Annotated in this window: 21 protein-coding genes, 1 tRNA gene and 1 pseudogene; 11 read left to right on the top strand and 12 right to left on the bottom strand. The window is 72.4% G+C overall.

Annotated elements, in window-relative coordinates; translation table 11 throughout:
* Positions 1-7 precede the first annotated feature (7 nt).
* The 4 genes from ACIQWA_RS31395 to ACIQWA_RS31380 all read right to left on the bottom strand — a co-directional run bounded on the left by ACIQWA_RS31395 (position 8) and on the right by ACIQWA_RS31380 (position 4,167).
* Complete coding sequence (locus ACIQWA_RS31395) at positions 8-742, bottom strand: CoA pyrophosphatase (RefSeq protein ID WP_360227013.1); 735 nt, start codon at positions 740-742, stop codon at positions 8-10.
* A complete protein-coding gene (gene nth, locus ACIQWA_RS31390) occupies positions 739-1,719 on the bottom strand; it encodes an endonuclease III (RefSeq protein ID WP_402488060.1) in 981 nt (326 codons plus the stop codon). Before nth ends, ACIQWA_RS31395 begins: the two co-directional genes overlap by 4 nt.
* A 126-nt stretch (positions 1,720-1,845) precedes the next feature.
* The gene (locus ACIQWA_RS31385; protein ID WP_360227019.1) at positions 1,846-2,346 is read right to left on the bottom strand and encodes a MarR family transcriptional regulator; all 501 of its coding nucleotides are present in this window, start codon (positions 2,344-2,346) and stop codon (positions 1,846-1,848) included.
* A gap of 39 nt (positions 2,347-2,385) precedes the next feature.
* Positions 2,386-4,167, bottom strand: a complete 1,782-nt coding sequence (locus tag ACIQWA_RS31380; protein WP_402488058.1) for an FUSC family protein — start codon at positions 4,165-4,167, stop codon at positions 2,386-2,388.
* 181 nt (positions 4,168-4,348) lie between these two features.
* Here ACIQWA_RS31380 and ACIQWA_RS31375 point away from each other — a divergent pair, with 181 nt between their 5' ends.
* The gene (locus tag ACIQWA_RS31375; RefSeq protein WP_402488056.1) at positions 4,349-4,975 is read left to right on the top strand and encodes an RraA family protein; all 627 of its coding nucleotides are present in this window, start codon (positions 4,349-4,351) and stop codon (positions 4,973-4,975) included.
* Between the two features lie 18 nt (positions 4,976-4,993).
* Here ACIQWA_RS31375 and ACIQWA_RS31370 read toward each other — a convergent pair whose 3' ends face one another.
* Positions 4,994-5,812, bottom strand: a complete 819-nt coding sequence (locus ACIQWA_RS31370) for an isocitrate lyase/phosphoenolpyruvate mutase family protein (protein ID WP_402488054.1) — start codon at positions 5,810-5,812, stop codon at positions 4,994-4,996.
* A 113-nt stretch (positions 5,813-5,925) separates the two neighbouring features.
* Between ACIQWA_RS31370 and ACIQWA_RS31365 the strand changes: the two genes are divergently transcribed.
* Positions 5,926-6,963 (top strand): DUF5937 family protein, encoded by a 1,038-nt coding sequence (locus ACIQWA_RS31365; protein ID WP_402488052.1) that lies wholly within the window; start codon positions 5,926-5,928, stop codon positions 6,961-6,963.
* Positions 6,964-7,116: 153 nt separating this feature from the next.
* Positions 7,117-7,791 carry a Crp/Fnr family transcriptional regulator gene (locus ACIQWA_RS31360; protein ID WP_030288117.1) on the top strand — a complete coding sequence of 225 codons (675 nt, stop codon included), beginning with the start codon at positions 7,117-7,119 and terminating at the stop codon, positions 7,789-7,791.
* 71 nt (positions 7,792-7,862) lie between these two features.
* Here the strand turns inward: ACIQWA_RS31360 and ACIQWA_RS31355 are convergent, their stop codons facing one another.
* From ACIQWA_RS31355 to ACIQWA_RS31335, 5 genes are all read right to left on the bottom strand, one after another.
* Positions 7,863-8,696: an MBL fold metallo-hydrolase gene (locus ACIQWA_RS31355; RefSeq protein ID WP_360227034.1), complete on the bottom strand. Its 834-nt coding sequence runs from the start codon at positions 8,694-8,696 to the stop codon at positions 7,863-7,865.
* A 31-nt stretch (positions 8,697-8,727) separates the two neighbouring features.
* The gene (locus ACIQWA_RS31350; protein WP_360227037.1) at positions 8,728-8,901 is read right to left on the bottom strand and encodes a hypothetical protein; all 174 of its coding nucleotides are present in this window, start codon (positions 8,899-8,901) and stop codon (positions 8,728-8,730) included.
* Positions 8,902-9,059: 158 nt separating this feature from the next.
* Positions 9,060-9,929, bottom strand: coding sequence for an NUDIX hydrolase (locus tag ACIQWA_RS31345; RefSeq protein WP_360227040.1), 870 nt, complete (start codon positions 9,927-9,929; stop codon positions 9,060-9,062).
* 69 nt (positions 9,930-9,998) lie between these two features.
* Positions 9,999-10,466 carry a RidA family protein gene (locus tag ACIQWA_RS31340; RefSeq protein ID WP_360227042.1) on the bottom strand — a complete coding sequence of 156 codons (468 nt, stop codon included), beginning with the start codon at positions 10,464-10,466 and terminating at the stop codon, positions 9,999-10,001.
* Entirely contained in the window at positions 10,463-10,621 is a 159-nt protein-coding gene (locus tag ACIQWA_RS31335; protein WP_360227045.1) for a DUF4177 domain-containing protein, read from the bottom strand. Before ACIQWA_RS31335 ends, ACIQWA_RS31340 begins: the two co-directional genes overlap by 4 nt.
* A gap of 337 nt (positions 10,622-10,958) precedes the next feature.
* Between ACIQWA_RS31335 and ACIQWA_RS31330 the strand changes: the two genes are divergently transcribed.
* A complete protein-coding gene (locus ACIQWA_RS31330; RefSeq protein ID WP_360227047.1) occupies positions 10,959-12,032 on the top strand; it encodes an ArsA-related P-loop ATPase in 1,074 nt (357 codons plus the stop codon).
* Between the two features lie 101 nt (positions 12,033-12,133).
* Positions 12,134-13,261 carry an ArsA family ATPase gene (locus ACIQWA_RS31325; protein WP_402488264.1) on the top strand — a complete coding sequence of 376 codons (1,128 nt, stop codon included), beginning with the start codon at positions 12,134-12,136 and terminating at the stop codon, positions 13,259-13,261.
* A gap of 171 nt (positions 13,262-13,432) precedes the next feature.
* Here ACIQWA_RS31325 and ACIQWA_RS31320 read toward each other — a convergent pair whose 3' ends face one another.
* Positions 13,433-13,756: a WhiB family transcriptional regulator gene (locus tag ACIQWA_RS31320; RefSeq protein ID WP_033333275.1), complete on the bottom strand. Its 324-nt coding sequence runs from the start codon at positions 13,754-13,756 to the stop codon at positions 13,433-13,435.
* Positions 13,757-14,260: 504 nt separating this feature from the next.
* On the opposite strand from ACIQWA_RS31320, the gene ACIQWA_RS31315 reads away from it, so the two are divergent.
* Positions 14,261-16,519 (top strand): transglycosylase domain-containing protein, encoded by a 2,259-nt coding sequence (locus tag ACIQWA_RS31315; RefSeq protein ID WP_360227050.1) that lies wholly within the window; start codon positions 14,261-14,263, stop codon positions 16,517-16,519.
* 179 nt (positions 16,520-16,698) lie between these two features.
* On the opposite strand, the gene ACIQWA_RS31310 is transcribed toward ACIQWA_RS31315, so the two are convergent.
* A complete protein-coding gene (locus ACIQWA_RS31310; RefSeq protein ID WP_360227053.1) occupies positions 16,699-17,151 on the bottom strand; it encodes a GatB/YqeY domain-containing protein in 453 nt (150 codons plus the stop codon).
* 128 nt (positions 17,152-17,279) lie between these two features.
* Between ACIQWA_RS31310 and ACIQWA_RS31305 the strand changes: the two are divergent.
* From ACIQWA_RS31305 to ACIQWA_RS31285, 5 genes and pseudogenes are all read left to right on the top strand, one after another.
* Positions 17,280-17,894 (top strand): annotated as a pseudogene (locus ACIQWA_RS31305) (CGNR zinc finger domain-containing protein); the annotation flags it as partial.
* A gap of 171 nt (positions 17,895-18,065) precedes the next feature.
* A complete protein-coding gene (locus ACIQWA_RS31300; protein WP_402488048.1) occupies positions 18,066-19,064 on the top strand; it encodes a metallophosphoesterase in 999 nt (332 codons plus the stop codon).
* A 44-nt stretch (positions 19,065-19,108) separates the two neighbouring features.
* Positions 19,109-19,182 (top strand) — tRNA-Pro (locus ACIQWA_RS31295).
* Positions 19,183-19,526: 344 nt separating this feature from the next.
* Positions 19,527-20,603, top strand: coding sequence for a DNA cytosine methyltransferase (locus tag ACIQWA_RS31290; protein ID WP_402488046.1), 1,077 nt, complete (start codon positions 19,527-19,529; stop codon positions 20,601-20,603).
* Positions 20,604-20,790: 187 nt separating this feature from the next.
* Positions 20,791-21,801, top strand: coding sequence for a NaeI family type II restriction endonuclease (locus ACIQWA_RS31285; protein WP_402488044.1), 1,011 nt, complete (start codon positions 20,791-20,793; stop codon positions 21,799-21,801).
* Positions 21,802-22,148: the final 347 nt, after the last annotated feature.

Here is a 22,148-nt window from a genome sequence, read left to right as displayed (position 1 = left end):
CGGTCCGTCACGAGCTGTCGGCGCCGCCGCCCGGCAGGGCCCGGGAGTGTTCGAGGTCGCCCTGGACGAGCGCCAGGGCGTCGTCCGAGAGGTCGACGACCCGGGACGGGTCCCACGGCCGCTCCAGCCCGCTGTGGTGCAGCACCCGGTCGATCACCCCGGCGGTGAACCCCCAGACCAGCCGCCCGGCCACCGCGAAGGCCGGCCCGACGTGCCCGGACGGGTGCCGCAGCCGGACCCGGTTCGCCGGGTCGGCGAGGTCGGTGATCGTCACCCGGAACACCGCGCCGGTCTCGCCCTGGTCCACCGGCCGCACCGGCGACTCCTCGCGCCACCAGCCCAGCACCGGGGTGACCACGAAGCGGCTCACCGGGATGTACAGCCGAGGCAGCGCGGCGAAGACCTGCACCCCGGCCGGGTCCAGGCCGGTCTCCTCCCAGGCCTCGCGCAGCGCCGCCGCGATCGGGCCGGAGCCGTCCGGGTCACCGTCCTCCGGGTCCAGCGCGCCGCCCGGGAAGGACGGCTGGCCGGCGTGCGAGCGCAGCGAGCGGGCCCGCTCGATCAGCAGCAGGTCCGGCCCGTCCGGGCCCTCGCCGAACAGCATCAGCACCGCCGCCGCCCGACCGCCCTCGCTCGGCGGCAGGAAGCGGCTCAGCTGCTCCGGCAGCACCCGCTCGGCCGCGTCCCGGACCGGCTCCAGCCAGCCCGGCAGGCCGCTCCGCTCGATGGCTCCGCCGATCACGCGTCCACCCCCAGGTCCGCGACCCGCCCCTGGTGGGCGGCCGCATCGGCGCGGGCGGCGGCCTCGCCGGGGAAGTCCGACGGCGGCTTGAGCCGCTGGCCGGGCTGACCGCCCATCTCGTACTTGAGCAGCTTGCGGGCCTTCTCCGGATCCAGCTCGCCCTCCCCGTACGCGGGGCAGAGCGGGGCGATCGGGCAGGCCCCGCAGGCGGGCTTCTGGGAGTGGCAGATCCGGCGGCCGTGGAAGACCACGCGGTGCGACAGCATCGTCCACTCCGACTTCGGGAAGATCTCGGCGACGGCCAGCTCGACCTTCACCGGGTCCTCCTCGGTGGTCCAGCCGAACCGGCGGGCCAGCCGCCCGAAGTGGGTGTCCACGGTGATGCCGGGCACTCCGAAGGCGTTGCCGAGCACCACGTTGGCGGTCTTGCGACCGACCCCGGGCAGGGTCACCAGATCGGCCAGCCGGCCCGGGACCTCACCGCCGAACTCGTCGCGCAGCGCGGTCGAGAGGCCGATCAGCGACTTCGCCTTGTTCCGGAAGAAGCCGGTCGGGCGGATGATCTCCTCCAGCTCCTCCGGGTTCGCCGCCGCCATGTCCTCGGGCGTCGGGTACTTCGCGAACAGCGCCGGGGTGGTCTGGTTCACCCGCAGGTCGGTGGTCTGCGCCGACAGCACGGTGGCCACCAGCAGCTGGAACGGGTTCTCGAAGTCCAGCTCCGGGTGGGCGTACGGGTACAGCTCCGCCAGCTCGCGGTTGATCCGCCGGGCCCGCCGCACCATCGCCAGGTGCGACTCGGGCTTCCTCGGCTTCACTGCCGCCGGCTTCGCGGCAGGCTTCGCAGCCTTCGCGGCCTTCGCAGCCCGCTTCACGGGCGGCTTCGCTGCTGCCTGGTTCACGTCCGGCTTCAAGGCCGACTTCACGGCCTGCGTCGCGGCCGGATCGGTCGCGGTCTTCCGGGCCTTGCTCTCTGCCATGCACGAAGGCTACGCCGCCCGGCGGACCACTTGGGGCCGATCAAGGACGGAAGAAGTGACGAACGATGTGACGGAAGAAGTGAGGGAAGAAGTGAGGGAAGAAGCGGCTGCCGGGGCGGGTGGCGTTCACCGAAGTGTGCGGCCGATGGTGCCCTCAAGGGTGTTGAGCAGGCCGGCCAGGGCCTCGGCGAGGCGGTCCTGCTCGTCGGGGGTGAGGCCTGAGAGCAGGGCGCGGTCGTAGGCGACGAGCTCCTGGACCAGGCCGTCGACCAGCTCCCGCCCGGCGTCGGTGAGCGAGAGGTGGGCGACCCTGCGGTCCCGGTCGTCGGTGCGGCGGCTGACCAGCCCGCGCTCCTCCAGCAGCCGCAGGCGCTTGGTGACGGCAGCACCGGAGGCGAAGCTCTCGCGGGCCAGCTGGGTGGGCGTCAGCTCGACCTCGACCCGGCGCAGGGCGCCGAGGATGTCGAACTCGGCGCGGGTGAGGCCGGCCCGGGTGAGCGGGTCGGGCGTCTGCTGGAGCAGCGCGGCGCAGCGGTTGATCCGGCCGAGGACGGCGATCGGGCCGGTGTCCAGTCCCGGGTACGCGCGCTCCCACTGGCGCAGCACACCTGCGACGACGTCCTCCACGTGCGCTGCTCCCGTTCTGCGACCGACCGTCCGTCGATCCTAGGGCGTGTCTTCGGACTCGCGCCGTCCGCCCGCCCGGCAGGCGGCAGTTCGGAGCAGGCCCTCGGACGTGTCCGGCGTGCCGCGTCGCGCCAGGAGGGCCGCCAGCAGGTGGTGGGCGTGCTGCTCGGTGTCGGCGGTGCGGCGGTGCGGGAGGGCGGGGCGGCGCCATTCACCGGTGGCGGTGTCGGCGGCCTCGCGCAGTTCCAGCAGGGCGGTGGCCAGTCCGGTCCGGGCCGCCAAGGCTTCGGAGCCGACGGCCGCAGCGGCGGCGACCGCCGCCCGGGCCTCCCGGGCGGCGGTCTCGGCCCCGGCCAGGGCGCGGGACAGCCGGGTGGCGGTGCGGCGGTTGGTGACCAGCAGGCAGGCGGCGAGGCCGGTGAGCGCGCCCACGCAGGTGTCCAGCCAGCGGTCGGCGACCAGGGTCCGGGCGGGCTGGAGGCCCGCGAACTCGGTCATCAGCAGGGCCATCGGGGTGACGAAGACGGTGGCCAGCCAGTAGCTGCGGGCGATCGTCGCCTCGGCGCCGAACTGGCAGAGCAGCCCCAGCCCGATCATCGCCGGCTGCCCCGAGTGGGCGAGGGGCAGTGCGGCGGTGAACAGCACCAGGCCGATCAGGTTGCCCAGCACCCGCTGCAGCGCGCGCTGCCAGGAGAGCGTGCTGTTGGCCTGGAACACCGAGGCCGCGGTGACCACCGCCCAGTAGGGGCGGCCGACGCCGAGGGCCAGCGAGAGCCACCCGGCGGCGGCGCAGCCCACCGCGACCCGCAGGGCGATCGGCAACAGCGCCGAGCCCGGCCCCAACGCCCGAAACAGTGCCCGACGCAGTGCCCGGCGCAGCGGCGGGCGGGGGCCAGGGCGGGAGCCAGGGCGGGAGCCAGGGCGGGGGCCAGGGCGGGAGCCGGGGCGGTGGGCGCGGAGTTCGGCGGCCTCGGCCTCGGTGAGGTCGAGCAGCGGCAACCGGCGGCCCCGGCGCAGGTCACGGGCCCAGGCCTCGTACCGCTCGGCGACGGCGACGGCGGCGGCAGCGGAGTCGTCGGCCCGCCCGGCGGGCGCGGCCAGGGCCGATTCCGCGCGGACGAGCAGCCGCTCGGGCGCGTCGCCGAGGGTGCGCCACCGTGCCGGGGAGGAGAGGGCGAGGCTCTGCCGGGCCGCGGCGACCGCGCCGACCAGTGCGGTGCGGGCGGCCGCGTCCGGGGTGCCGGGCGCGGTGCGGGCCAGCCGGGCGGCGGCCTCCAGTGCGCGGGCGGTGGCGATCCGCTCGGGCCCGTACGGGCGCAGCAGCGCGGGGGCCATGCCGACCAGCCAGGCCAGTGCGGCGCCGAGCGCGGTGAGCGCCAGGTGCGGCGGGAGGTCGGTGGGGTGCTGCGGGACGAACGCGCAGCTGGCGGTGGTGAAGGTGATGATCAGACTGCCGGGCGGGCCGATCCGGGCGGCGTCGCAGCCCAGCTTGTGCAGCGCGGCGAGCACGGCCGCGACCGCGACCAGCACCACGGCGTCGCGGGTCAGCGCGGCGGCGGTGAGGGCGGCGGCGGTGCTGAGCAGGGTGCCGAGCAGCACGCCGGCCAGGGTGCGGGCCCGGGCCCGGTAGGGCAGGCCGTGGCCGTACAGCGCGCCGAGGCCGCCGGCCGAGGTGTAGAGCGCGAGGTCGAGTCGGCCGAGGGCGAGCAGGGTGAGGTTGAGGAGGCCGAGGGTCACCACGGCGCTGAGCGCGGGCTTGTGCCAGATGTCCCCGGGCGGGCCGACCCGGAGGGCCTGCCGGAACTGGGCGGGTGTGGCCATGAAAAAAGATTAGCAGGTAATTTACCCGTGAAACATATGCTCGTGGGACCGGGCAAATGTGTTTCCCCGGAGCGATGAGTTCTGCGGCGGGCCCCGGCCCGCGCCCCCTGAACCCCCGTCCACCTCCGCGTCCTAGTCTTCCCACGGGCCGACCGTCGAGAAGATCGAGGAAAGAGGAAGCATGCACGGGGACTTCAAGGACTTCGCGGACATTCCCACCACCACCCTGGCCGATGTCCTGGGCCGTGCCCAGGTCATGGACATCGGCCTGCGCCCGCTCTGGGCGGGCATGCCCCGGGTGGCCGGACCGGCCTTCACCGTGCAGTGCCCGCCCGGCGACAACCTGATGCTGCACGCGGCGATCTACCGGGCCGAGCCCGGCTCGGTGATCGTGGTGGAGTCCGGCGACCTGGACTACGCGCTGGCCGGCGGCAACGTCTGTGCCGTGGCGCAGCGCCGGGGCGTCGCCGCCTTCGTGGCCGACGGGCTGATCCGCGACCTCGGTGAGGTACGGGAGTTGGGCTTCCCGGTGGTCGCCCGGGGCGTCATCCCGATCCCCGGGGCCAAGAAGCAGTTGGGCACCCACGGCGCACCGGTGCGCTGCGGCGGCGTGCTGGTGGCCGCCGGCGACATCGTGGTGGCCGACGAGGAGGGCGTCGTGGTGGTGCCCGCCGCCGAGCGGGCGAGGGCCCTGGAGGCGGCCCGGGCGAAGCTGGCCAAGGAGTCCGCCGAGACCCTGGACGACTGGGAGGCCGCCCACCACGCCCGGATCGAGCAGAGCCTGGCCGAGCTGGGCTTCACCGGCTGACGCCTCCGGAACCCCGCGTCAGTACAGCCCGTTCAGCTCCCCGAAGCCGAGCGCCCCGTCGAGCTCCGTCAGCGTCCCGGCGCCGAGCAGCTCGACGGCGGCCCGGTGGGCCGTGGTGTACGCGGCCTGGGCGAGGCCGGTGCCGACGCTGACTCGCCGCACCCCCGTGGCGGCGAGTTCGGCGACGCTCGGCCCGCCCGCCCCGGCCATCGCGTTCACCGGCAGCGGGGAGCGCCGGCACAGCTCGGCGAGCAGGTCGAGGTCCAGCAGGCCCGGGACGAACAGGCCGTCGGCGCCCGCCTCGGCGTAGGCCTCGGCCCGGACCAGCACGTCATCGAGCCCGCCCAGCCCGAACAGGAAGACGTCGGTCCGGGCGTTGACCAGCAGCTCGGGCAGTCCGGCCGCCGCGGCCGCCGTACGGGCCGCGCGCAGCCGCTCGGCCTGCTCGGCCACCGGGAACAGCGGCCCGCCGACGGCCGTCGAGTCCTCCAGGTTGACCCCGGCCGCGCCGGCGCCGACCAGTTCGGTGACGGTCTCGGCCACGTCGGCGGGCAGCGGCCCGTAGCCGCCCTCGGCGTCGACGGTGACCGGCAGGTCCACCGCGGCGACGACCCGGCGGGCCGCCGCGACCGCCGCCGCCCGGTCCATCCGCTGGCCGTCGCCGTGCCCGAGCGACCAGGAGACGCCGCCGCTGGTGGTGGCGATGGCCCGGGCGCCGGCCGAGGCGATCACCGCGGCGCTGCCCGCGTCCCAGGCGTTGGGCAGGACGAGCACGCCCTCCGCGAGGAGTTCGCGCAGCCGCAGCGCCCGCTCGCGGGCCTCGGGGGTGGTGGACATGGTGGGTCACCGGCTTTCGTACGGAACGGTGGGAACGCAGGCATCCTGCGCCCCGCTCCGGGCCGACCACCAGTGATTAAGCTGGGGCCGAATCTTCCGAAGGGGGCCGCGGCATGCGGACGGAACTCCACTTCTCCACCCAGGACTTGGCGCTGACCCGGTTCGCGGTCAGCCCGATGCAGGAGGTGGTGACCAGCCTGCGCGCGCTGGCCCGCTCCCCCGTCCCGGCGCTGCACCGCCGCTGGGCCGACCAGGTGCGCGAGCGGCTGGCCGCCGCCGGACTGGACCGGGGCCGACTGGCCGCGATGGTCCCGCCCGAGGGCCACCTGCCCGACTTCCTCAACCCCGCCCCGGCGGGCTGCTCGACCACGCTCGCCGAGGAGCTGTCCGCGATCACCGCGACCGGTGACGAGCAGGTCCGCGCCGACCTCGACATCCTGGCCGCCGAGGCCGGCGGCCGGCTGCCCGCCGCCCTGGAACCGCTGCACCGCGACCCGGCCGGCCAGCTGCCCCGGCTGGCCGCCGAGATCGAGGCGTACTGGGAGCTGGCGCTCGCCCCGTACTGGGCCCGGATCAGCGCGCTGCTGGCCGCGGACGTCTTCCACCGCTCCCGGCAGGCCGCCGAACACGGCAGCGCGCGGATGCTGGACGACCTGCACGAGACGATCCGCTGGGACGGCACCGCACTGCGCCTGGAGCACCGCCACTGCGCGGTGAACCGGCTGAACACCGCGGCCGGACTGCTGCTGATCCCCTCGGCCTTCGCCTGGCCGCGGGTGCTCACCCGGGTGCTGCCGCCGGACCCGCCGCAGCTGGTCTACCCGGCGCGCGGCACGGCCGCGCTCTGGGAGGAGCGCCCGGGCTCGGCCGCGCGCACCGACGCGCTGGCCGCCGTCCTCGGCCGGTCCCGGGCCCAGTTGCTGGCCGAGCTGGACTCCCCGGCCTCGACCACCGAGCTGGCCCGCCGGACGGGGCTGTCCCCCGCCGCCGTCTCCCAGCACCTCACCGCCCTGCGTACGGCGGGCCTGACCAGCGCCCACCGGGCCGGGCACGCCGTCCTCTCCGCCCGCACCGCCGTGGGCGACTCCCTGTTCGATCCGGACGGACGGAAGTTCGGCCGGGCGGCCGCCGCCGGGCGCCCCGCCCCGTGACCCGCCGGTGCGAATGGCCCCGCACGGCACACCCGGACACACCCCCTCCTCATATGATCGGAGCGACATGCGCCATGCTTGGTGATGCAGAACACTGAACGGAAACTTGCGCCGGACGGCCCACCCGCCGGACGGCCGAGAAGGAGGAAGCACGTGGACGACGTTCTGCGGCGCGCCGCACTCTTCGCGGCACTCGACGACGAACAGGCCGGCGAGCTGCGCGCTTCCATGACCGAGGTCACCCTCGCCCGTGGTGAGTCGCTGTTCCACGAGGGCGACCCGGGCGACCGGCTGTACGTCGTCGCGGAGGGCAAGGTCAAGCTGCACCGCGCCTCGCCGGACGGCCGCGAGAACATGCTGGCCGTGCTCGGCCCCAGCGAGATGATCGGCGAGCTGTCGCTGTTCGACCCGGGCCCGCGCACCGCCACCGCCAGCGCGCTGACCGAGGTCAAGCTGCTCGGCCTCGGCCACGGCGACCTGCAGCCCTGGCTGCACGCCCGCCCCGAGGTCTCCATCGCGCTGCTGCGGGCCATCGCCCGCCGACTGCGCCGGACCAACGACGTGATGTCCGACCTGGTCTTCTCCGACGTGCCCGGCCGCGTCGCCAAGGCCCTGCTGGACCTCTCCCGCCGCTTCGGCGTGCAGTCCGAGGAGGGCATCCACGTCGCCCACGACCTCACCCAGGAGGAGCTGGCCCAGCTGGTCGGCGCCTCCCGCGAGACGGTCAACAAGGCGCTCGCCGACTTCGCCGGCCGCGGCTGGCTGAAGCTGGAGGCACGCGCGGTGGTCCTGCTGGACGTCGAGCGGCTGTCGCGCCGCTCGCGCTGACGCTCCGAGCACCGCGAAGGGCCCGTCAGCCGGACGGGCCCTTCGGCGTTCCCGGGCGGATCGGCCCAGGATCAGCCCTGGTCAGGGATCAGCCCGTGATCCTCCAGGTACTCCAGCTGGGCCCGCACCGACAGCTCGGCGGCCGGCCAGAGCGCCCGGTCCACGTCCGCGTAGACCCGGGCGACCACCTCGGCGGCCGTCCGGCAGCCCGCCTCGACCGCGGTCTCCACCTGGGCGAGCCGGGTGGCCCGGTGCGCCAGGTAGTAGTCGACCGCGCCCAGCGCGTCCGCGAGCACCGGGCCGTGGCCGGGCAGCACCGTCCGCACGCCGTGCGCGGAGGCCATCGTGTGCAGGTGGCGCAGCGAGTCCAGGTAGTCCCCGAGCCGGCCGTCCGGGTGGGCGACCATGGTGGTGCCGCGGCCGAGCACGGTGTCCCCGGTGAGGACCGCGCCGTCGTCCGGCAGGTGGAAGGTCAGCGAGTCCGAGGTGTGGCCGGGGGTGGCGACCACCCGCAGGTCGAGGCCGCCGACGTCCAGCCGCTGGCCGCCGACCAGGCCCTCGGAGCCCAGCCGGTGCGCCGGGTCCAGGGCCCGTACCTCGGTGCCGGTCAGCTCGGCGAAGCGGGCCGCGCCCTCGGCGTGGTCGGCGTGGCCGTGGGTCAGCAGGGTGAGCGCGATCCGCTTGCCGCGCTCCTCGGCCAGGTCGAGCACCCGGCGCAGGTGGCCCTCGTGCAGCGGGCCGGGGTCGACCACCACCGCGAGGTCCGAGCCGGGCTCGGAGAGCAGCCAGGTGTTGGTGCCGTCCAGGGTCATCGGCGACGGGTTCGGCGCCAGCACGCACAGCGCCCGCGCGGTGGCCTCCCCGCCCACCGCCGCGGCGGGGTCGCCCGGCAGGACTCCGCTCATGCGCCCACCCACCTCTCGACGGTTCGCCCGCTCACCGGCCACCCTCCAGTTCGCGGTGCAGGGCCCGCAGGGGCAGGACCCGGACGAGGGCGCGCTGGGCGACCTCGACGAACGGGACCGGACCGTCACAGGCCGCGGAACGGGGGATCACTCGGCGGGCGGGCAGCTCGGGGGCCGTCCGGCGAGCCACATCGTCGTGGTCCATCGGTCGTCGGTCCTTTCCGGTCGGCATCTCTCGAAGTCGTCGTGCAACGGGTTCGCACGAGGGGGGTTCGTACGAGGGGGGTTCGTACGACGGGTCCTCGCACGGAGGGTGTTCGTACGACGGGGTCTCCGCACGGAGGGGTCCTCGTACGGAGGAGGTCAGGATTCCTCGGCGGGGAACTCCCCGTCGATGGTCAGTTCGTCGTACCCGGGCCAGCGGACCGTCATCCGGTCGCCGCGGACCTCGGCCCGGCCCAGCACCGGCTCCAGCACCCGGTCGGCGGCCGCGGCCAGCGCCTCGGCGGCGGTCCGCACCGACGACAGCTCGCGCAGCACCGTGACCGTCGGCGGCAGCATGCCGAACCGGCCCTCCCGGTGGCCCCGGACCGCCTCGGCGGGCGTCAGCCAGGCGACCCGGTCGGCCTCGCCGACCTCCAGCGCCGCGCGCTGCCCGGCCGGCAGGGCGGCGACGAAGAACCAGGTGTCGTAGCGCCGCTCCTCGAACTCCGGGGTGATCCAGCGGGCCCAGCCGCCCAGCAGGTCACTGCGCAGCACCAGGCCGTGGTCCCGCAGGAACTCGGCGAAGGACAGCTCGTGGGCCTCCAGCGCGGCCCGCTCCGCGGACCAGTCACGCGGTGCGGCGACGCTCTCCGGGTCCGGCCCGGCCAGCAGCACGCCGGCCTCCTCGAAGGTCTCGCGCACCGCCGCGCAGACCACCGCCCGCGCCGTCCGGGCGTCCACCCCGAGCCGCTGCGCCCACTCCTCGGGCGACGGCCCGGCCCAGCCGGTCTCGACCTCGGCGTCCCGCGGGTCCACCCCGCCACCCGGGTAGGCGTACATCCCGGCCGCGAAGGCCATCGAGGTGCGACGGCGCAGCAGGTAGGCCTCCGGCCCGTCGGCGGCGTCGCGCAGCAGCACGACCGTCGCGGCGGGTCTGGCCACCGCCGGGGTGAGCAGGCCGGAGTCGACCGCCCGGATCCGGGCGGGCCAGCCGGGCGGCATCGGGAGCGTCGTTGCTCGATGGTCCATGCCCGGATGCTAAGCGCACGAAGGCGGGGTTGGACAGGCCCGACCCCGCCTTCGTGATCACGCTCGGACTCAGGCGCTCTTGACGCGCACCTGGAGCTCGACCTCGACCGGGGCGTCCAGCGGCAGCACCGCGACGCCGACCGCGCTGCGGGCGTGCACGCCGGCCTCGCCCAGCACCGTGCCGAGCAGCTCGCTGGCACCGTTGATCACGGCGGGCTGGCCGATGAAGTCGGGGGCGGAGGCGACGAAGCCGACCACCTTCACGACCTGCTCGATCAGGTCCAGGTCGCCGATCACCGACTTCACGGCGGCCAGGGCGTTCAGCGCGCAGGTCTGCGCGAGCTCCTTGGCCTCCTCCGGGGACACCTCGGCACCGACCTTGCCGGTGCTCACCAGCTTGCCGCCGACGACCGGCAGCTGGCCGGAGGTGAACACGAACTCACCGGACCGGACGGCCGGCACGTAGGCGGCGACCGGGGCGGCCACCGGCGGCAGGGTCAGGCCCAGCTCGGCGAGCTTCGACTCGACCTTGCTCATGCGTTCTTCTCCCGCTTGAAGTAGGCCACCAGCTGCTCGGTGTTCGGGCCGGGCACGACCTGGACGAGCTCCCAGCCGTCCTCGCCGAAGTTGTCCAGGATCTGCTTGGTGGCGTGCACCAGCAGGGGCGCCGTCATGTATTCCCACTTGGTCATGGCCAGACTCTAGACGAGGTGTCCCGGCGATCGCCGCCGCCCGGGCCGCCGTGCGGGCCCTGCACGCGCAGCCGTACCGGCCCTCGCCGACCGGCGTGTGAGGTGGGGCACAAAGGGGGCATGATTCAGTCCTGGCGCCCCAGGTGCTCCGGGCATCGGGAGCGCTCCCTGGTTACCCTCGCGAGAGGGCGTCCTCGCGAGGGGGCACCCGCAGGGAGGGGCGTCCGTACGGAGCGGCATCCTCGTGGAGGGGCGCCCTCGTCCGCGAGCGGCCCCCTCGGCAGGGGCACCCCGCAGGAGGGGCGCCCGCAGGGACGGAGACGGACGGAGACGCAGCGTGGCACGCACCCCCGGCCAGGCGACCCGGCGCGACCCCGACTGGGAGGGGGTCCGGCTGCACGTGGTCAGCGGCAAGGGCGGCACCGGGAAGACCACGCTGGCCGCCGCGCTGGCCCTGGCCCTGGCCGCCGACGGCGGCCGGGTGCTGCTGATCGAGGTCGAGGGGCGGCAGGGCATCGCCGAACTGTTCGGGATCGCCGCCCTCCCGTACGAGGAGCGCCGGATCGCCTCGGTCTCCCGCCCCCAACTGGGGCTGCCGGCCGGCGAGGGCGGGCCGGGGGAGGTGCTCGCGCTGGCGATCGACACCGAGCAGGCGCTGCTCGAGTACCTGGAGATGTTCTACAAGCTCGGCCGGGCCGGCAAGGCACTGCAGAAGGTCGGCTTCGTCGACTTCGCCACCACCGTCGCCCCCGGCGTACGGGACGTGCTGCTCACCGGCAAGGCCTGCGAGGCGGCCCGCCGCAAGGGCCCGGACGGGCGGCGGCGCTACGACGCGGTGGTGATGGACGCGCCGCCGACCGGGCGGATCACCCGGTTCCTGAACGTCAACTCCGAGGTCGCCGGGCTGGCCCGGATCGGCCCGATACACACCCAGGCGCAGGCCGTGATGCGGGTGCTGCGGTCCCCGGAGACCGCGGTGCACCTGGTCACCCTGCTGGAGGAGATGCCGGTGCAGGAGACGGTCGACGGCTTCACGGAGCTGCGCGAGGCGAAGCTCCCGGTGGGCGGGGTGATGGTCAACATGGTCCGGCCCCCGCTGCTGGACGCGGCCGCGGTGGCCGCGGTGGACGGGGACCACCGCGAGGAGGTCGCGCTGGCCCTCGGCGAGGCCGGGCTGGGCGGGCGCTCGCGCAAGGCGGAGACGGTACGGGCGGCGGTCGAGCCGCTGATCGACCCGCTGCTGGAGCAGGCCAGGGAGCACGCCGAGCGGGTCGAGCTGGAGCGCGCGCAGCGTGCCGACCTGCAACAGCTGCGGCTCCCGACGTACGAACTCCCGTTGCTGGGCGAGGGCGTGGACCTCGGCGGGCTGTACCGGCTGGCGGGCGAACTCAAGCGGCAGGGGGCGGCGTGACTCCGGCGAACGGCGGCAGCGGTGGCGGTGGCGGTGGCGGTGGCGTTAGTGGTGGCGGTGGCGTCGGCCGCGGTGGCAGCGGCAACGGCAGCCGGCTCGCGGTGGACGAGCTGATCGACGACCCGAAGACCCGGATCATCGTCTGCTGCGGCTCCGGCGGCGTCGGCAAGACCACCACCGCCGCGGCGATCGGCCTGCGGGCCGCCGAGCGCGGCCGCAAGGTCGTGGTGCTGACCATCGACCCGGCCCGGCGGCTGGCCCAGTCCATGGGTCTGACCGAGCTGGACAACACCCCCCGGGTCGTCAAGGGGGTGGACGGGGAGGGCCGGCTCCACGCCATGATGCTCGACATGAAGCGGACCTTCGACGAGGTCGTGCTGGCCCACGCCGAGCCCGAGCGGGCCAGGGCGATCATGGAGAACCCGTTCTACCAGTCCCTGTCGGCCGGCTTCGCGGGCACGCAGGAGTACATGGCGATGGAGAAGCTCGGGCAGTTGCGCGCCGCCGAGGAGTGGGACCTCATCGTCGTGGACACCCCGCCGTCCCGCTCGGCGCTGGACTTCCTGGACGCCCCCAACCGGCTCGGGTCCTTCCTGGACGGCCGGGTGATCCGGATCCTGACCGCGCCCGCCAAGGTCGGCGGCCGCAGCGCGATGCGCTTCCTCAACGCCGGGATGGGCCTGCTCACCGGCACCCTGGGCAAGATCTTCGGCGCCCAGCTGCTCACCGACGTGCAGACCTTCGTCAGCGCGATGGACTCGATGTTCGGCGGCTTCCGCGAGCGCGCCGACCGCACCTACCAGCTGTTGAAGGCGCCGGGTACGGCGTTCCTGGTGGTGGCGGCGCCGGAGCGGGACGCGCTGCGCGAGGCGGCGTACTTCGTGGACCGGCTCGCCGCGGACCGGATGCCGCTGGCCGGACTGGTGCTCAACCGGGTGCACAGCACGGGCGCGCCGCAGCTCACCGCGGAGCGGGCGCTGGCGGCGGCCGAGGCCCTGGAGGAGAACGGCTCGGAGCACTCCTCGCCGGAGGCGGAGCTGCTGGCGGCCGGACTGCTGCGGCTGCACGCCGAGCGGATGCAGATCATGGGGCGCGAACGGCGCACCCGGGACCGGTTCGTCTCGGTGTACCCGGACGTGCCGATCGTGGAGGTGGCCGCGCTGCCGGGGGACGTCCACGACCTGGACGGGCTGCGGGCCATCGGGGGGCGGCTCAGCGGCGCGGCGTAGTCCGGGCCGCGCGGCGTAGTCCGGGCCAGGTGGGGGCCGGTGTTCCGAGCCGGGTGGGGGCCGATACGAGTCAGTGGTCCGGGCCGGAACGGGGCCGAGTGGCCCGGGCACTCCGGCCGGGTGGTCCGGGCCGGAACGGGGGGAGCCCCGGACCGCGAGGTGCGGCCGGGGTCAGCCCGCCTGGGCGTAGTCCGTCAGTATCACGCCGGTAGCGAGGGACTCCTCGTACTCGGTGCGGGCGGTCTCCAGCAGCCTCCGCCACGACATGACCGTCGGGCGGCGGCGCAGCAGCGCTCGGCGCTCGCGTTCCGTCATCCCGCCCCACACCCCGAACTCCACCCGGTTGTCCAGCGCGTCCGCCAGGCACTCCGTCCGGACGGGGCACCCGCTGCACACCGCCTTCGCCCGGTTCTGTGCCGCCCCCTGGACGAACAGTTCGTCCGGATCACTCGTGCGGCAGGCGGCCTGCGCACTCCAGTCGTCAACCCAGCCCATGCCGGCGCCGTCCTCTCCCGATGATTCGAGGCTCCCCCACGGCGGCAACGGCATATTCACCGTTGCCAGTTGAGGACGTTACGGAAGAAGGACTGCTTGCAACAGCCCCTTCGGGCTCAATCTCGAATGACCCGATCGGACTATGGGTATCGGTCATCTCACTCGTTGGAGTGATCGCAGGTCGCGGCACTTGCGAGCCGCGAGGCCCCCACTCTCGCCGCAGGCGCCGTCACGCAGCGCAACCGTCTACTCGAACACAACAGGCCACAGCCGCCTCAAAACCCGGACAAGGGTGAGCAATTCGGGCAAGTCTCCGCACTCACAAGAGTGAGTGATGTTGACGCACCGAAGCTGTCGCAAGCTTGTGACAAGCCTAGGCGAACACCTGCCCCGGTGTACGGGAATCGGGGACGTAGGGTTCTCCCCATGGCACCGAAGCGCCCACTGGCACCCCAGCCCCCAGGCAACCCCGGAGCTCCGCGACGCAAGAGCGGCGGATCACCAATGGACCACGTCGGCAACGGCGTGAAGTTCCTGGGCGTCAGCGTGCTCTCCGGAGTCCTGCTGGCAGGCCTCGCCCTGCCCGCCGTCGGCGCCATGGGCCTGACCGCCAAGGACACGGCGGAGAGCTTTCAGAACATCCCCGACGACTTCAAGACCCCGCCGCTCACCCAGGCGACCCAGATCTTCGACGCCAAGGGCGGTCTGATCGCCAAGGTCTACGAGCGCGACCGCACCGTCCTCACCGCCGACCAGATGTCGCCCTTCATGCGGCACGCCCAGGTGGACATCGAGGACGCCCGCTTCTACGAGCACGGCGCCGTCGACCTCAAGGGCATCCTGCGCGCCGTCGGCAAGAACGCGGAGAGCGGCACCGCCTCCCAGGGCGCCTCCACGCTGACCCAGCAGTACGTCAAGAACGTCAACGTGGAGAAGGCCGGCGACGACCAGGCGGCCGTCCTGGAGGCCCAGCGCAAGACCCTGGGTCGCAAGATCCAGGAGCTCAAGGTCGCGATCAAGCTGGAGGAGGACCTGACCAAGGATCAGATCCTCACCAACTACCTCAACATCACCTTCTACGGCCACCAGGCCTACGGGGTCGAGGCCGCGTCCCAGCGCTACTTCAGCAAGAGCAACAAGGACCTGACCGTCGCCGAGGCCGCCACCCTCGCCGGCGTGGTCCAGAACCCGTCGCAGTACGACCCGGTGCGCTACCCCGACAACACGGTGAAGCGCCGCAACGTCGTCATCGACAAGATGCTGGAGAACAAGCACATCACCCCCCAGCAGGCGGCCGAGGCCAAGGCCGCCCCGCTGGGCCTCAAGTACAAGGACCCGCAGAACGGCTGCATCACCGCCCAGGCGGGCATGGGCTTCTTCTGCGACTACGTCCGCCACGTGGTCAAGCAGGACCCGGCCTTCGGCAAGAACGCCGACGACCGCAAGAAGCTGTGGGACACCGGCGGTCTGAACATCTACACCACGCTGGACCCGGACAAGCAGGCCGCCGCCCAGAACGCCGTCACCAAGAAGGTCAACGTGACCGACCAGGTGTCGGCCGCGGCGACCATGATGGAGCCCGGCACCGGCAAGATCCTGGCGATGGCCCAGACCCGCCCGTACGGCCTGGACCCGAACAAGAACCAGACCGTCGTCAACCTCAACGTCGACGCCTCGATGGGCGGCGGCAACGGGTTCCAGACCGGTTCGACCTTCAAGCCGATCCTCGCCGCGGCGGCGCTGGAGGCGGGCATGTCGAACACCCAGTCGTTCCCGTCCGAGAACAAGATCGACTACCCCCAGATGTCGACCTGCAACGGCACCTGGAAGAACACCGACAAGCCCAAGGCCACGGTGAAGAACGAGTCGACCGGCGAGGTCGGCCCGTACGAGCTCAAGCAGGCCATGGCGCTGTCGGTCAACACCTACTTCGTGCAGATGGAGCAGCAGGTCGGCCTCTGCGCGATGAAGCAGATGGCCAACAAGCTGGGCATCACCCAGTCGGCGAAGGGCGACCAGTTCCAGGAGGTGCCCTCGATGGTCCTCGGCACCCTGGAGCTCTCCCCGCTGACCATGGCGAACGTCTACGCGACCTTCGCCGCCCGCGGCAAGTACTGCACCCCGATCGCGATCAACAAGATCACCACGGTGGACGGCAAGGACCTCAAGGTCCCGCAGTCCCAGTGCAGCCAGGCCTTCTCCGAGTCGACCGCGGACTCGCTCAACACCGTCCTGCTCAACGTGACCGAGAAGGGCACCGCGGCCGCCCTCGGCCTCGACGACGGCCGCAAGATCGCGGGCAAGACCGGTACCACCGACGAGAAGAAGGCCGCCTGGTTCGACGGCTACACCCCGTCGCTGGCCACCGCGGTCTGGCTCGGCGGCCCCGCCGGCGGCGTCAAGATGAAGAACATCAACATCGGCGGCAAGCACTTCGACGAGGTGTTCGGCGCCGACGGCCCCGGCCCGATCTGGCAGATGGCCATGAACCAGGCGCTCAAGGGCTCGCCGCTGGAGCCCATCCAGACCACCAACATCCCGGACCCCCAGCCGGCCACCCCGCCGGCGGGCACCGGCCCGACGCCGGACCCGAACGCCCAGCAGCCGGGCGCCCAGAACCCGCCGCCGCCCGCACCGGGCGGCGGGAACCCCGGTAACCCCGGTGGGGTGATAGGAGGAGGGTTCACCCTTCCGCCGGGCATGATCGGCGGGGGCGGTAACGGCAATGGCAACGGGAACGGCAACGGCGGCAGGCACGGCTGACCGACCCGACCCCGGTACGACGGCGAAGGGGCGCCCTCCGGATCTTCCGGAGGGCGCCCCTTCGCCGTGCCGGCGGTACGGCCGTCACGGCGGCGGTGTGCCGCGTCGGAGCAGCGTGGCCTTCACGGCGGCGGCGTGCAGCTCAGCGCAGCGCGGCCGTCATCGCGCCGGCGTGCGGCTCAGCGCAGCGCGGCCTTCACCGCGGCGGCCACCCGGCCGCCCTCGGCCAGTCCGTCCACCTTCGGCTTCACCAGCTTCATCACGGCGCCCATCGCCTGCGGACCGCTCGCTCCGCTCTCGGCCACGGCGGCGGCCACGATCGCGGCCAGCTCCTCGTCCGAGAGCTGCTTCGGCAGGTAGCCCGCCAGCACCTCGCCCTCGGCGCGCTCGCGCGCGGCCTGCTCGACCCGGTCAGCCTTGTCGAAGGCCTCGGCCGCCTCCCGGCGCTTCTTCGCCTCGCGGGCGATCACCCGCTGCACCTCGTCGTCGGACAGCTCGCGCTTCTCGTTACCCGCCACCTCCTCGCTGGTGACGGCGGACAGCGTGAGCCGGATGGTGGACGAGCGCAGCTCGTCCCGGTCCTTGATGGCAGCCGTGAGGTCCTCCTGCAGCTGCGCCTTGAGCGTCGTCATGGGCCCGAGTCTCCCACCTGGGGCGTTCCGTCGCTTGCCATTAACGGTTGCCGTCGGCGGTCGCTGTCAACGGCTGCCGTCAGTGGTCGGCCGCCAACGCCGGATCCGTAACCGCCTACCCTGGTTACATGACCGACGGAGACGGCGCAGCGGAACACCCGACCGGCCTGGTCCTCACCACCGCCACCGGCACCCGCTTCCACTTCGACCCCGGCGCCCTCTGCCTGGAACTGCTCACCACCGGCGGCCCCGGCCCGTACGCCCGGTACGAGGTGCTGCACCGCCCGTCCGACCTCACCGACTGGCTCCGGCGCTCCCGGCTGCGGCTGCCCGTCGGCACCGTACGGATCACCGACGACCAGCTCGGCGCCGCCCGCACCCTGCGCGACGCCCTCTGGCGCCTGGCCGCCGACCGTGCCCACGGCCGCCCCGGCGACCCCGCGGACCGCGCCGCCCTCAACCGGGCCGCCGCCCACCCCCCGCTCGTCCCCCAGATCGCCCCGGACGGCACCGCGGCCGCCCCGCTGCCCGCCGACGGCACCCAGCTCGTCTCCACCCTCGCCCGGGACGCCATCGCCCTGCTCACCGGCCCGCACGCCGACCGGATCCGGGAATGCCGGGCGCACGACTGCCGGCTGCTCTTCGTCGACACCTCGCGGCCCGGACGGCGGCGCTGGTGCTCGATGGAACGCTGCGGCAACCGCAACAAGGTCCGGGCCCTGCGCGCCCGCCGGGACCCCGACCCGGCCGACCCGGCCGACCCGACCGATCCGGTCGCCCCGGCCGCCCTGAGCACCTCTTCCGCCCCGAACACCTCTACCGACCCGGTCGACGCGATGCAGGTCACGGAGGCCGTGTCCGCACCGCGCCACCGGACGTTCACCAGCTGATCCACCGTCTGAGAGCATGGGCTGATGCGACCGCTGTACTCCGTCCCCCTCGGTGTCGCCGCCGCCGGCGCCGCCTGCCTCGCCTACTCCGTCGGGTACGAGGTACGTGCCTTCCGGCTCCGCCGTGTCGAGGTCCCCGTCCTGCCCCACGGCGCCAAGCCCATCCGGGTCCTCCAGGTGTCCGACATCCACATGGTGGCCGGGCAGGGCAAGAAGCAGCGCTGGCTGCAGAGCCTCGCCGGCCTGCGCCCCGACCTCGTGGTCAACACCGGCGACAACCTCTCCGACCCGCTCGGCGTCCCCGCCACCCTCGACGCCCTCGGGCCGCTGATGGACTTCCCCGGCGTCTACGTCTTCGGCTCCAACGACTACTACGGGCCGGCCCGCAAGAACCCCGCCCGCTACCTCCAGGCCATGCGCAGCGGCGTCCACGGCATGAACAACCCCGACGGCACCGGCAACCGCGGCATCAGCGGCGCCGTCCACAACCCCTGGGAGAAGCTCCGCGACGGCTTCGACGCGGCCGGCTGGCTCGACCTGACCAACACCCGCGGCCGCCTCACCGTCAACGGCCTCGACCTCGAGTTCACCGGCCTCGACGACCCGCACATCCGCCGCGACCGCTACGCCGCCGTCGCCGGCGGCCCCTCCGCCGACGCCGACCTCTCGCTCGCCGTCGTGCACGCCCCCTACCTGCGCGTCCTCGACGCCTTCACCGCCGACCGCTACCCCCTGATCCTGGCCGGCCACACCCACGGCGGCCAGCTCTGCATCCCCTTCTACGGCGCCCTGGTCACCAACTGCGACCTCGACACCCGCCGGGTCAAGGGCCTCTCCACCCACAAGGCCGGCGGCCACCACTCCTACCTCCACGTCTCCGCCGGCTGCGGCACCAACCGCTACACCCCGGTCCGCTTCGCCTGCCCCCCGGAAGCCACCCTCCTCACCCTCACCCCAGCCCCCGCTGACCCCGACCGGACGCCCGCCGAAACCGGATTTCGTGTCTCGGCGAGCGTCCGGTAGAGTTCTACTCGTCGCGAAGGAGACGGAGCGACAAACAGAAAGACCGGGGTGTGGCGCAGCTTGGTAGCGCGCTTCGTTCGGGACGAAGAGGCCGTGGGTTCAAATCCCGCCACCCCGACCCAGTAACACCAGCTCAGGGCCGGTATCCCGCAAGGGAGACCGGCCCTGACTGGTTCTCACACCGCTCTCGGGGGAATCCTGAGAGAAAATCTTGGCTTTGGGCGTCTCCATCCCATCGGCCACCCATCACTGGCAGCCGGACCAGTGGGTTGGCAGAGCCTCATACGCGACAGCAGCGCGGGGCAGCCACGCACTGCGCGACGCCGCGCCACGGGGCGGACAACTTCCCCTGTCAGTGCGCCGCGGTACGCTGCATGGTCGCTGGCAGGCGGCCGTCAGAGCGGGCACCCGGGTTCAGCAAGCCCTCGCACCGTCGCCCCGTTAGACAACCAGGAGATCCAAGTGCAGCCCACCAAGATCGTGGACCTGTTCGCCGGCCCCGGTGGGCTCGATGTGGCAGCGGAGAAGCTCGGCATCCCCACTGTGGGTGTCGAATGGGACTCCGCCGCTTGCACCACCCGCCGTGCCGCGGGCCTGGAGACCGTCGAGGGCGACGTTCGCTTGTACGGGCCGTCCGACTTCCCCGAAGCCGACGTGCTGGCCGGAGGCCCCCCGTGCCAGACCTTCACCGTCGCAGGTACGGGCGTCGGCCGCAAAGCACTCGACGAGGTCCTGAGGTTCGTCGAACGGCTTGTCGCCCGCGAGGACCGCGAGGAGATCGAGAAGGATCTCTCCAAGCTGGACGACGAACGCACCGGGCTCGTGTTGCAACCTCTCATGTGGGCGCTCGACGCCATCGACAAGCTCGACCGCCCCTACCGGGCGATCGTTCTTGAGCAGGTGCCCGCTGTACTTCCCGTTTGGGAGGCATACGCGAAGGCCCTGGTGGATGAGGGCTACCAGGTGGACTGCGGCATCCTGCACACCGAGGCGTTCGGCGTCCCGCAGACCCGCCGGCGGGCCGTCCTGGTCGCTCGGCACGGCAAGGATCCGGTGAGTCTGCCATCTGCGACCCACCGCATCTACCGCAAGGGCGTTGCTCGAGACTCCGGGGACATGAGCCTGCTGCCGTGGAGGGCGATGGCCGACGTCGTCAGCCGCCCGACCGCCTTCGAGGTCATCTCCAACTACGGAACCGGTGGCGATCCGAGGGCCCGTGGACGAAGGGGATCCGGGGAGCCCTCCGCCACGGTCACCGGCAAGATCTCGCGCAATCGCGTGGTCGGCCCGGACGGCTCCGAACTCGACCGCTTCTCCCCCTCCGAAGCAGGTCGACTCCAAACCTTCCCGACGAATTACCCGTGGTCCGGACGTGACATCGGTCAGCAGATCGGCAACGCAGTGCCACCGCGGCTGGCCATGCACATCCTCAGTGCTGCGTTCGGATGGGCGACGCCGACCGAGGAGAAGCTTCAGAGCTTGAGCACGTGGACCTCCACGAGTCAGCAGTCGGCTGACGAGACTTGCCAGGACGCATAAGACTTCAAGCGCGATCGCACCACCGTCGCGGCTCAGACGTTGTCGCCGACCAACCCATCAGACCTCGAGGGTGCGTCAGAAGATTCCCGCCGGCAGCCTGAACCGGGACAGGCGGATGGAATGACCGCGCTGGTTCAGTGGCCAGGAGGCCTGGCGTGAACGATTCCATGGCTCATAGGGTGAAGGCGTGACTGACGAGCCACCCCTGTTCGAGATGACGACCAACCCATCGCCGCTCGCCGGCCGGAGCCCAGACCCAGGACTCGATGCCGTCGAGTCCTGGTTTCGGAGTCAAGAAAACCTTGCTGCTCGATTCGGGCAGGTTTTCCGCAAGTCCATCGACGAAGTACTCGACGGTCAGCGGACAGCTCGTTTCGACCTCTACATCAAAGAGGGCGAAGGAAGAGTCGAGAAGACAGAGAAGACCTACCTCGGAACCAAGGTGGAGATCGTCACCCGCGCAGAATTCGATCTCGGCCATGGAAGTCCAATGGACTACGTGATTTGCGGCCAGCACGTGGACGCCAAATTCACGATGGGAAAATCATGGACGATCCCGAAGGAGGCTGATGGTCATATCTGCCTCGTGATGCGGGCGGATGACCGAACCGAAACCTTCCAGGTCGGTCTTCTTCGCATCACCCCGGATGTCCTGAACAACGGATTGAACGGCGACCAGAAGCGCGGGACGTCTGCTGCCAGCCGAAGCGGAACTCGCTGGATCGTCGAGCACGGCGAGCTTCCCGAGAACTTCCTTCTCCGCCTGCGGGACAGATCGCCGGAGAAAGTTGAAGCAATATTCCGTGCATCCGACGGCTACCGTGGAAGAGGCAATGGCGGACAGTTGCGAGTCAACGAGCTGTTCAGGCAGGTTACAGGTCGGCTGGTCGACCGGACAACCGTCGTAACCGTGGCAACGCAACATGACAGCCCAAAGCGTGTACGCGACGCCCGGAAGCATCTACGAAAGAGCGGCATAGTTATCCTCGGCTACCGTCGGCCCGATCCTGACATTGCCGCAGACCTGGGGCTACCGATCCCGGACCAGGGAACCTGGGTCTCGGCCAGGCTCAGCGTGGTTGACGACGACAGCCCGCGCAAGGCTACCTTGATCAACGGGATTCGCTACGCCCTTTGGTCGGCAGGTGACGAACCTGTTGTGGCACCCACCATCAAGCATGCGAAATCAGAGGCTTAGCCACGAACACTCAAGGCATTTCGGCCACCTGCCCTTTCCCCATCTGAGCCTGACTGCACAGCTCGCAGGATTTTCAGTTGAGGGCCGATACCCAGCCGGCGCATCGCCCCTGAACACTTCGAGTGACACGCACCACATCCGGGTCGGCCCTTCTCCGAGGTCCCGGCGGATCTCCGGCGTGATGTGGGAGTAGCGGGCCTGGACAGAGCCGTCGTCGTGCCCATCCGCTCGTCCTTGTAGCCGGCCGGGCGCGGGCCGGGATGCCCGGCTCGCCGCAGCACGCGTCGAAAGCGCGCGGCCGGCTGTGGAGGGCGGTCGGTCCAGGGAGGAACAGGCCATCTCCGGTG

This window comes from Kitasatospora sp. NPDC098652, assembly GCF_044760155.1.
Lineage (GTDB): Bacteria > Actinomycetota > Actinomycetes > Streptomycetales > Streptomycetaceae > Kitasatospora.
This window is presented reverse-complemented; position numbering and strand designations above follow the sequence as displayed.

Bases quoted from the DNA above. Each gene is read 5' to 3' on its own strand.
- ACIQWA_RS31335 (WP_360227045.1), bottom strand. From the start codon at position 10,621: ATGACCAAGTGGGAATACATGACGGCGCCCCTGCTGGTGCACGCCACC.
- ACIQWA_RS31370 (WP_402488054.1), bottom strand. From the start codon at position 5,812: ATGTCCACCACCCCCGAGGCCCGCGAGCGGGCGCTGCGGCTGCGCGAA.
- ACIQWA_RS31375 (WP_402488056.1), top strand. From the start codon at position 4,349: ATGCACGGGGACTTCAAGGACTTCGCGGACATTCCCACCACCACCCTG.
- nth (WP_402488060.1), bottom strand. From the start codon at position 1,719: ATGGCAGAGAGCAAGGCCCGGAAGACCGCGACCGATCCGGCCGCGACG.
- ACIQWA_RS31320 (WP_033333275.1), bottom strand. From the start codon at position 13,756: ATGGGCTGGGTTGACGACTGGAGTGCGCAGGCCGCCTGCCGCACGAGT.
- ACIQWA_RS31310 (WP_360227053.1), bottom strand. From the start codon at position 17,151: ATGACGACGCTCAAGGCGCAGCTGCAGGAGGACCTCACGGCTGCCATC.
- ACIQWA_RS31365 (WP_402488052.1), top strand. From the start codon at position 5,926: ATGCGGACGGAACTCCACTTCTCCACCCAGGACTTGGCGCTGACCCGG.
- ACIQWA_RS31315 (WP_360227050.1), top strand. From the start codon at position 14,261: ATGGACCACGTCGGCAACGGCGTGAAGTTCCTGGGCGTCAGCGTGCTC.
- ACIQWA_RS31340 (WP_360227042.1), bottom strand. From the start codon at position 10,466: ATGAGCAAGGTCGAGTCGAAGCTCGCCGAGCTGGGCCTGACCCTGCCG.
- ACIQWA_RS31350 (WP_360227037.1), bottom strand. From the start codon at position 8,901: ATGGACCACGACGATGTGGCTCGCCGGACGGCCCCCGAGCTGCCCGCC.
- ACIQWA_RS31380 (WP_402488058.1), bottom strand. From the start codon at position 4,167: ATGGCCACACCCGCCCAGTTCCGGCAGGCCCTCCGGGTCGGCCCGCCC.
- ACIQWA_RS31345 (WP_360227040.1), bottom strand. From the start codon at position 9,929: ATGGACCATCGAGCAACGACGCTCCCGATGCCGCCCGGCTGGCCCGCC.
- ACIQWA_RS31355 (WP_360227034.1), bottom strand. From the start codon at position 8,696: ATGAGCGGAGTCCTGCCGGGCGACCCCGCCGCGGCGGTGGGCGGGGAG.
- ACIQWA_RS31300 (WP_402488048.1), top strand. From the start codon at position 18,066: ATGCGACCGCTGTACTCCGTCCCCCTCGGTGTCGCCGCCGCCGGCGCC.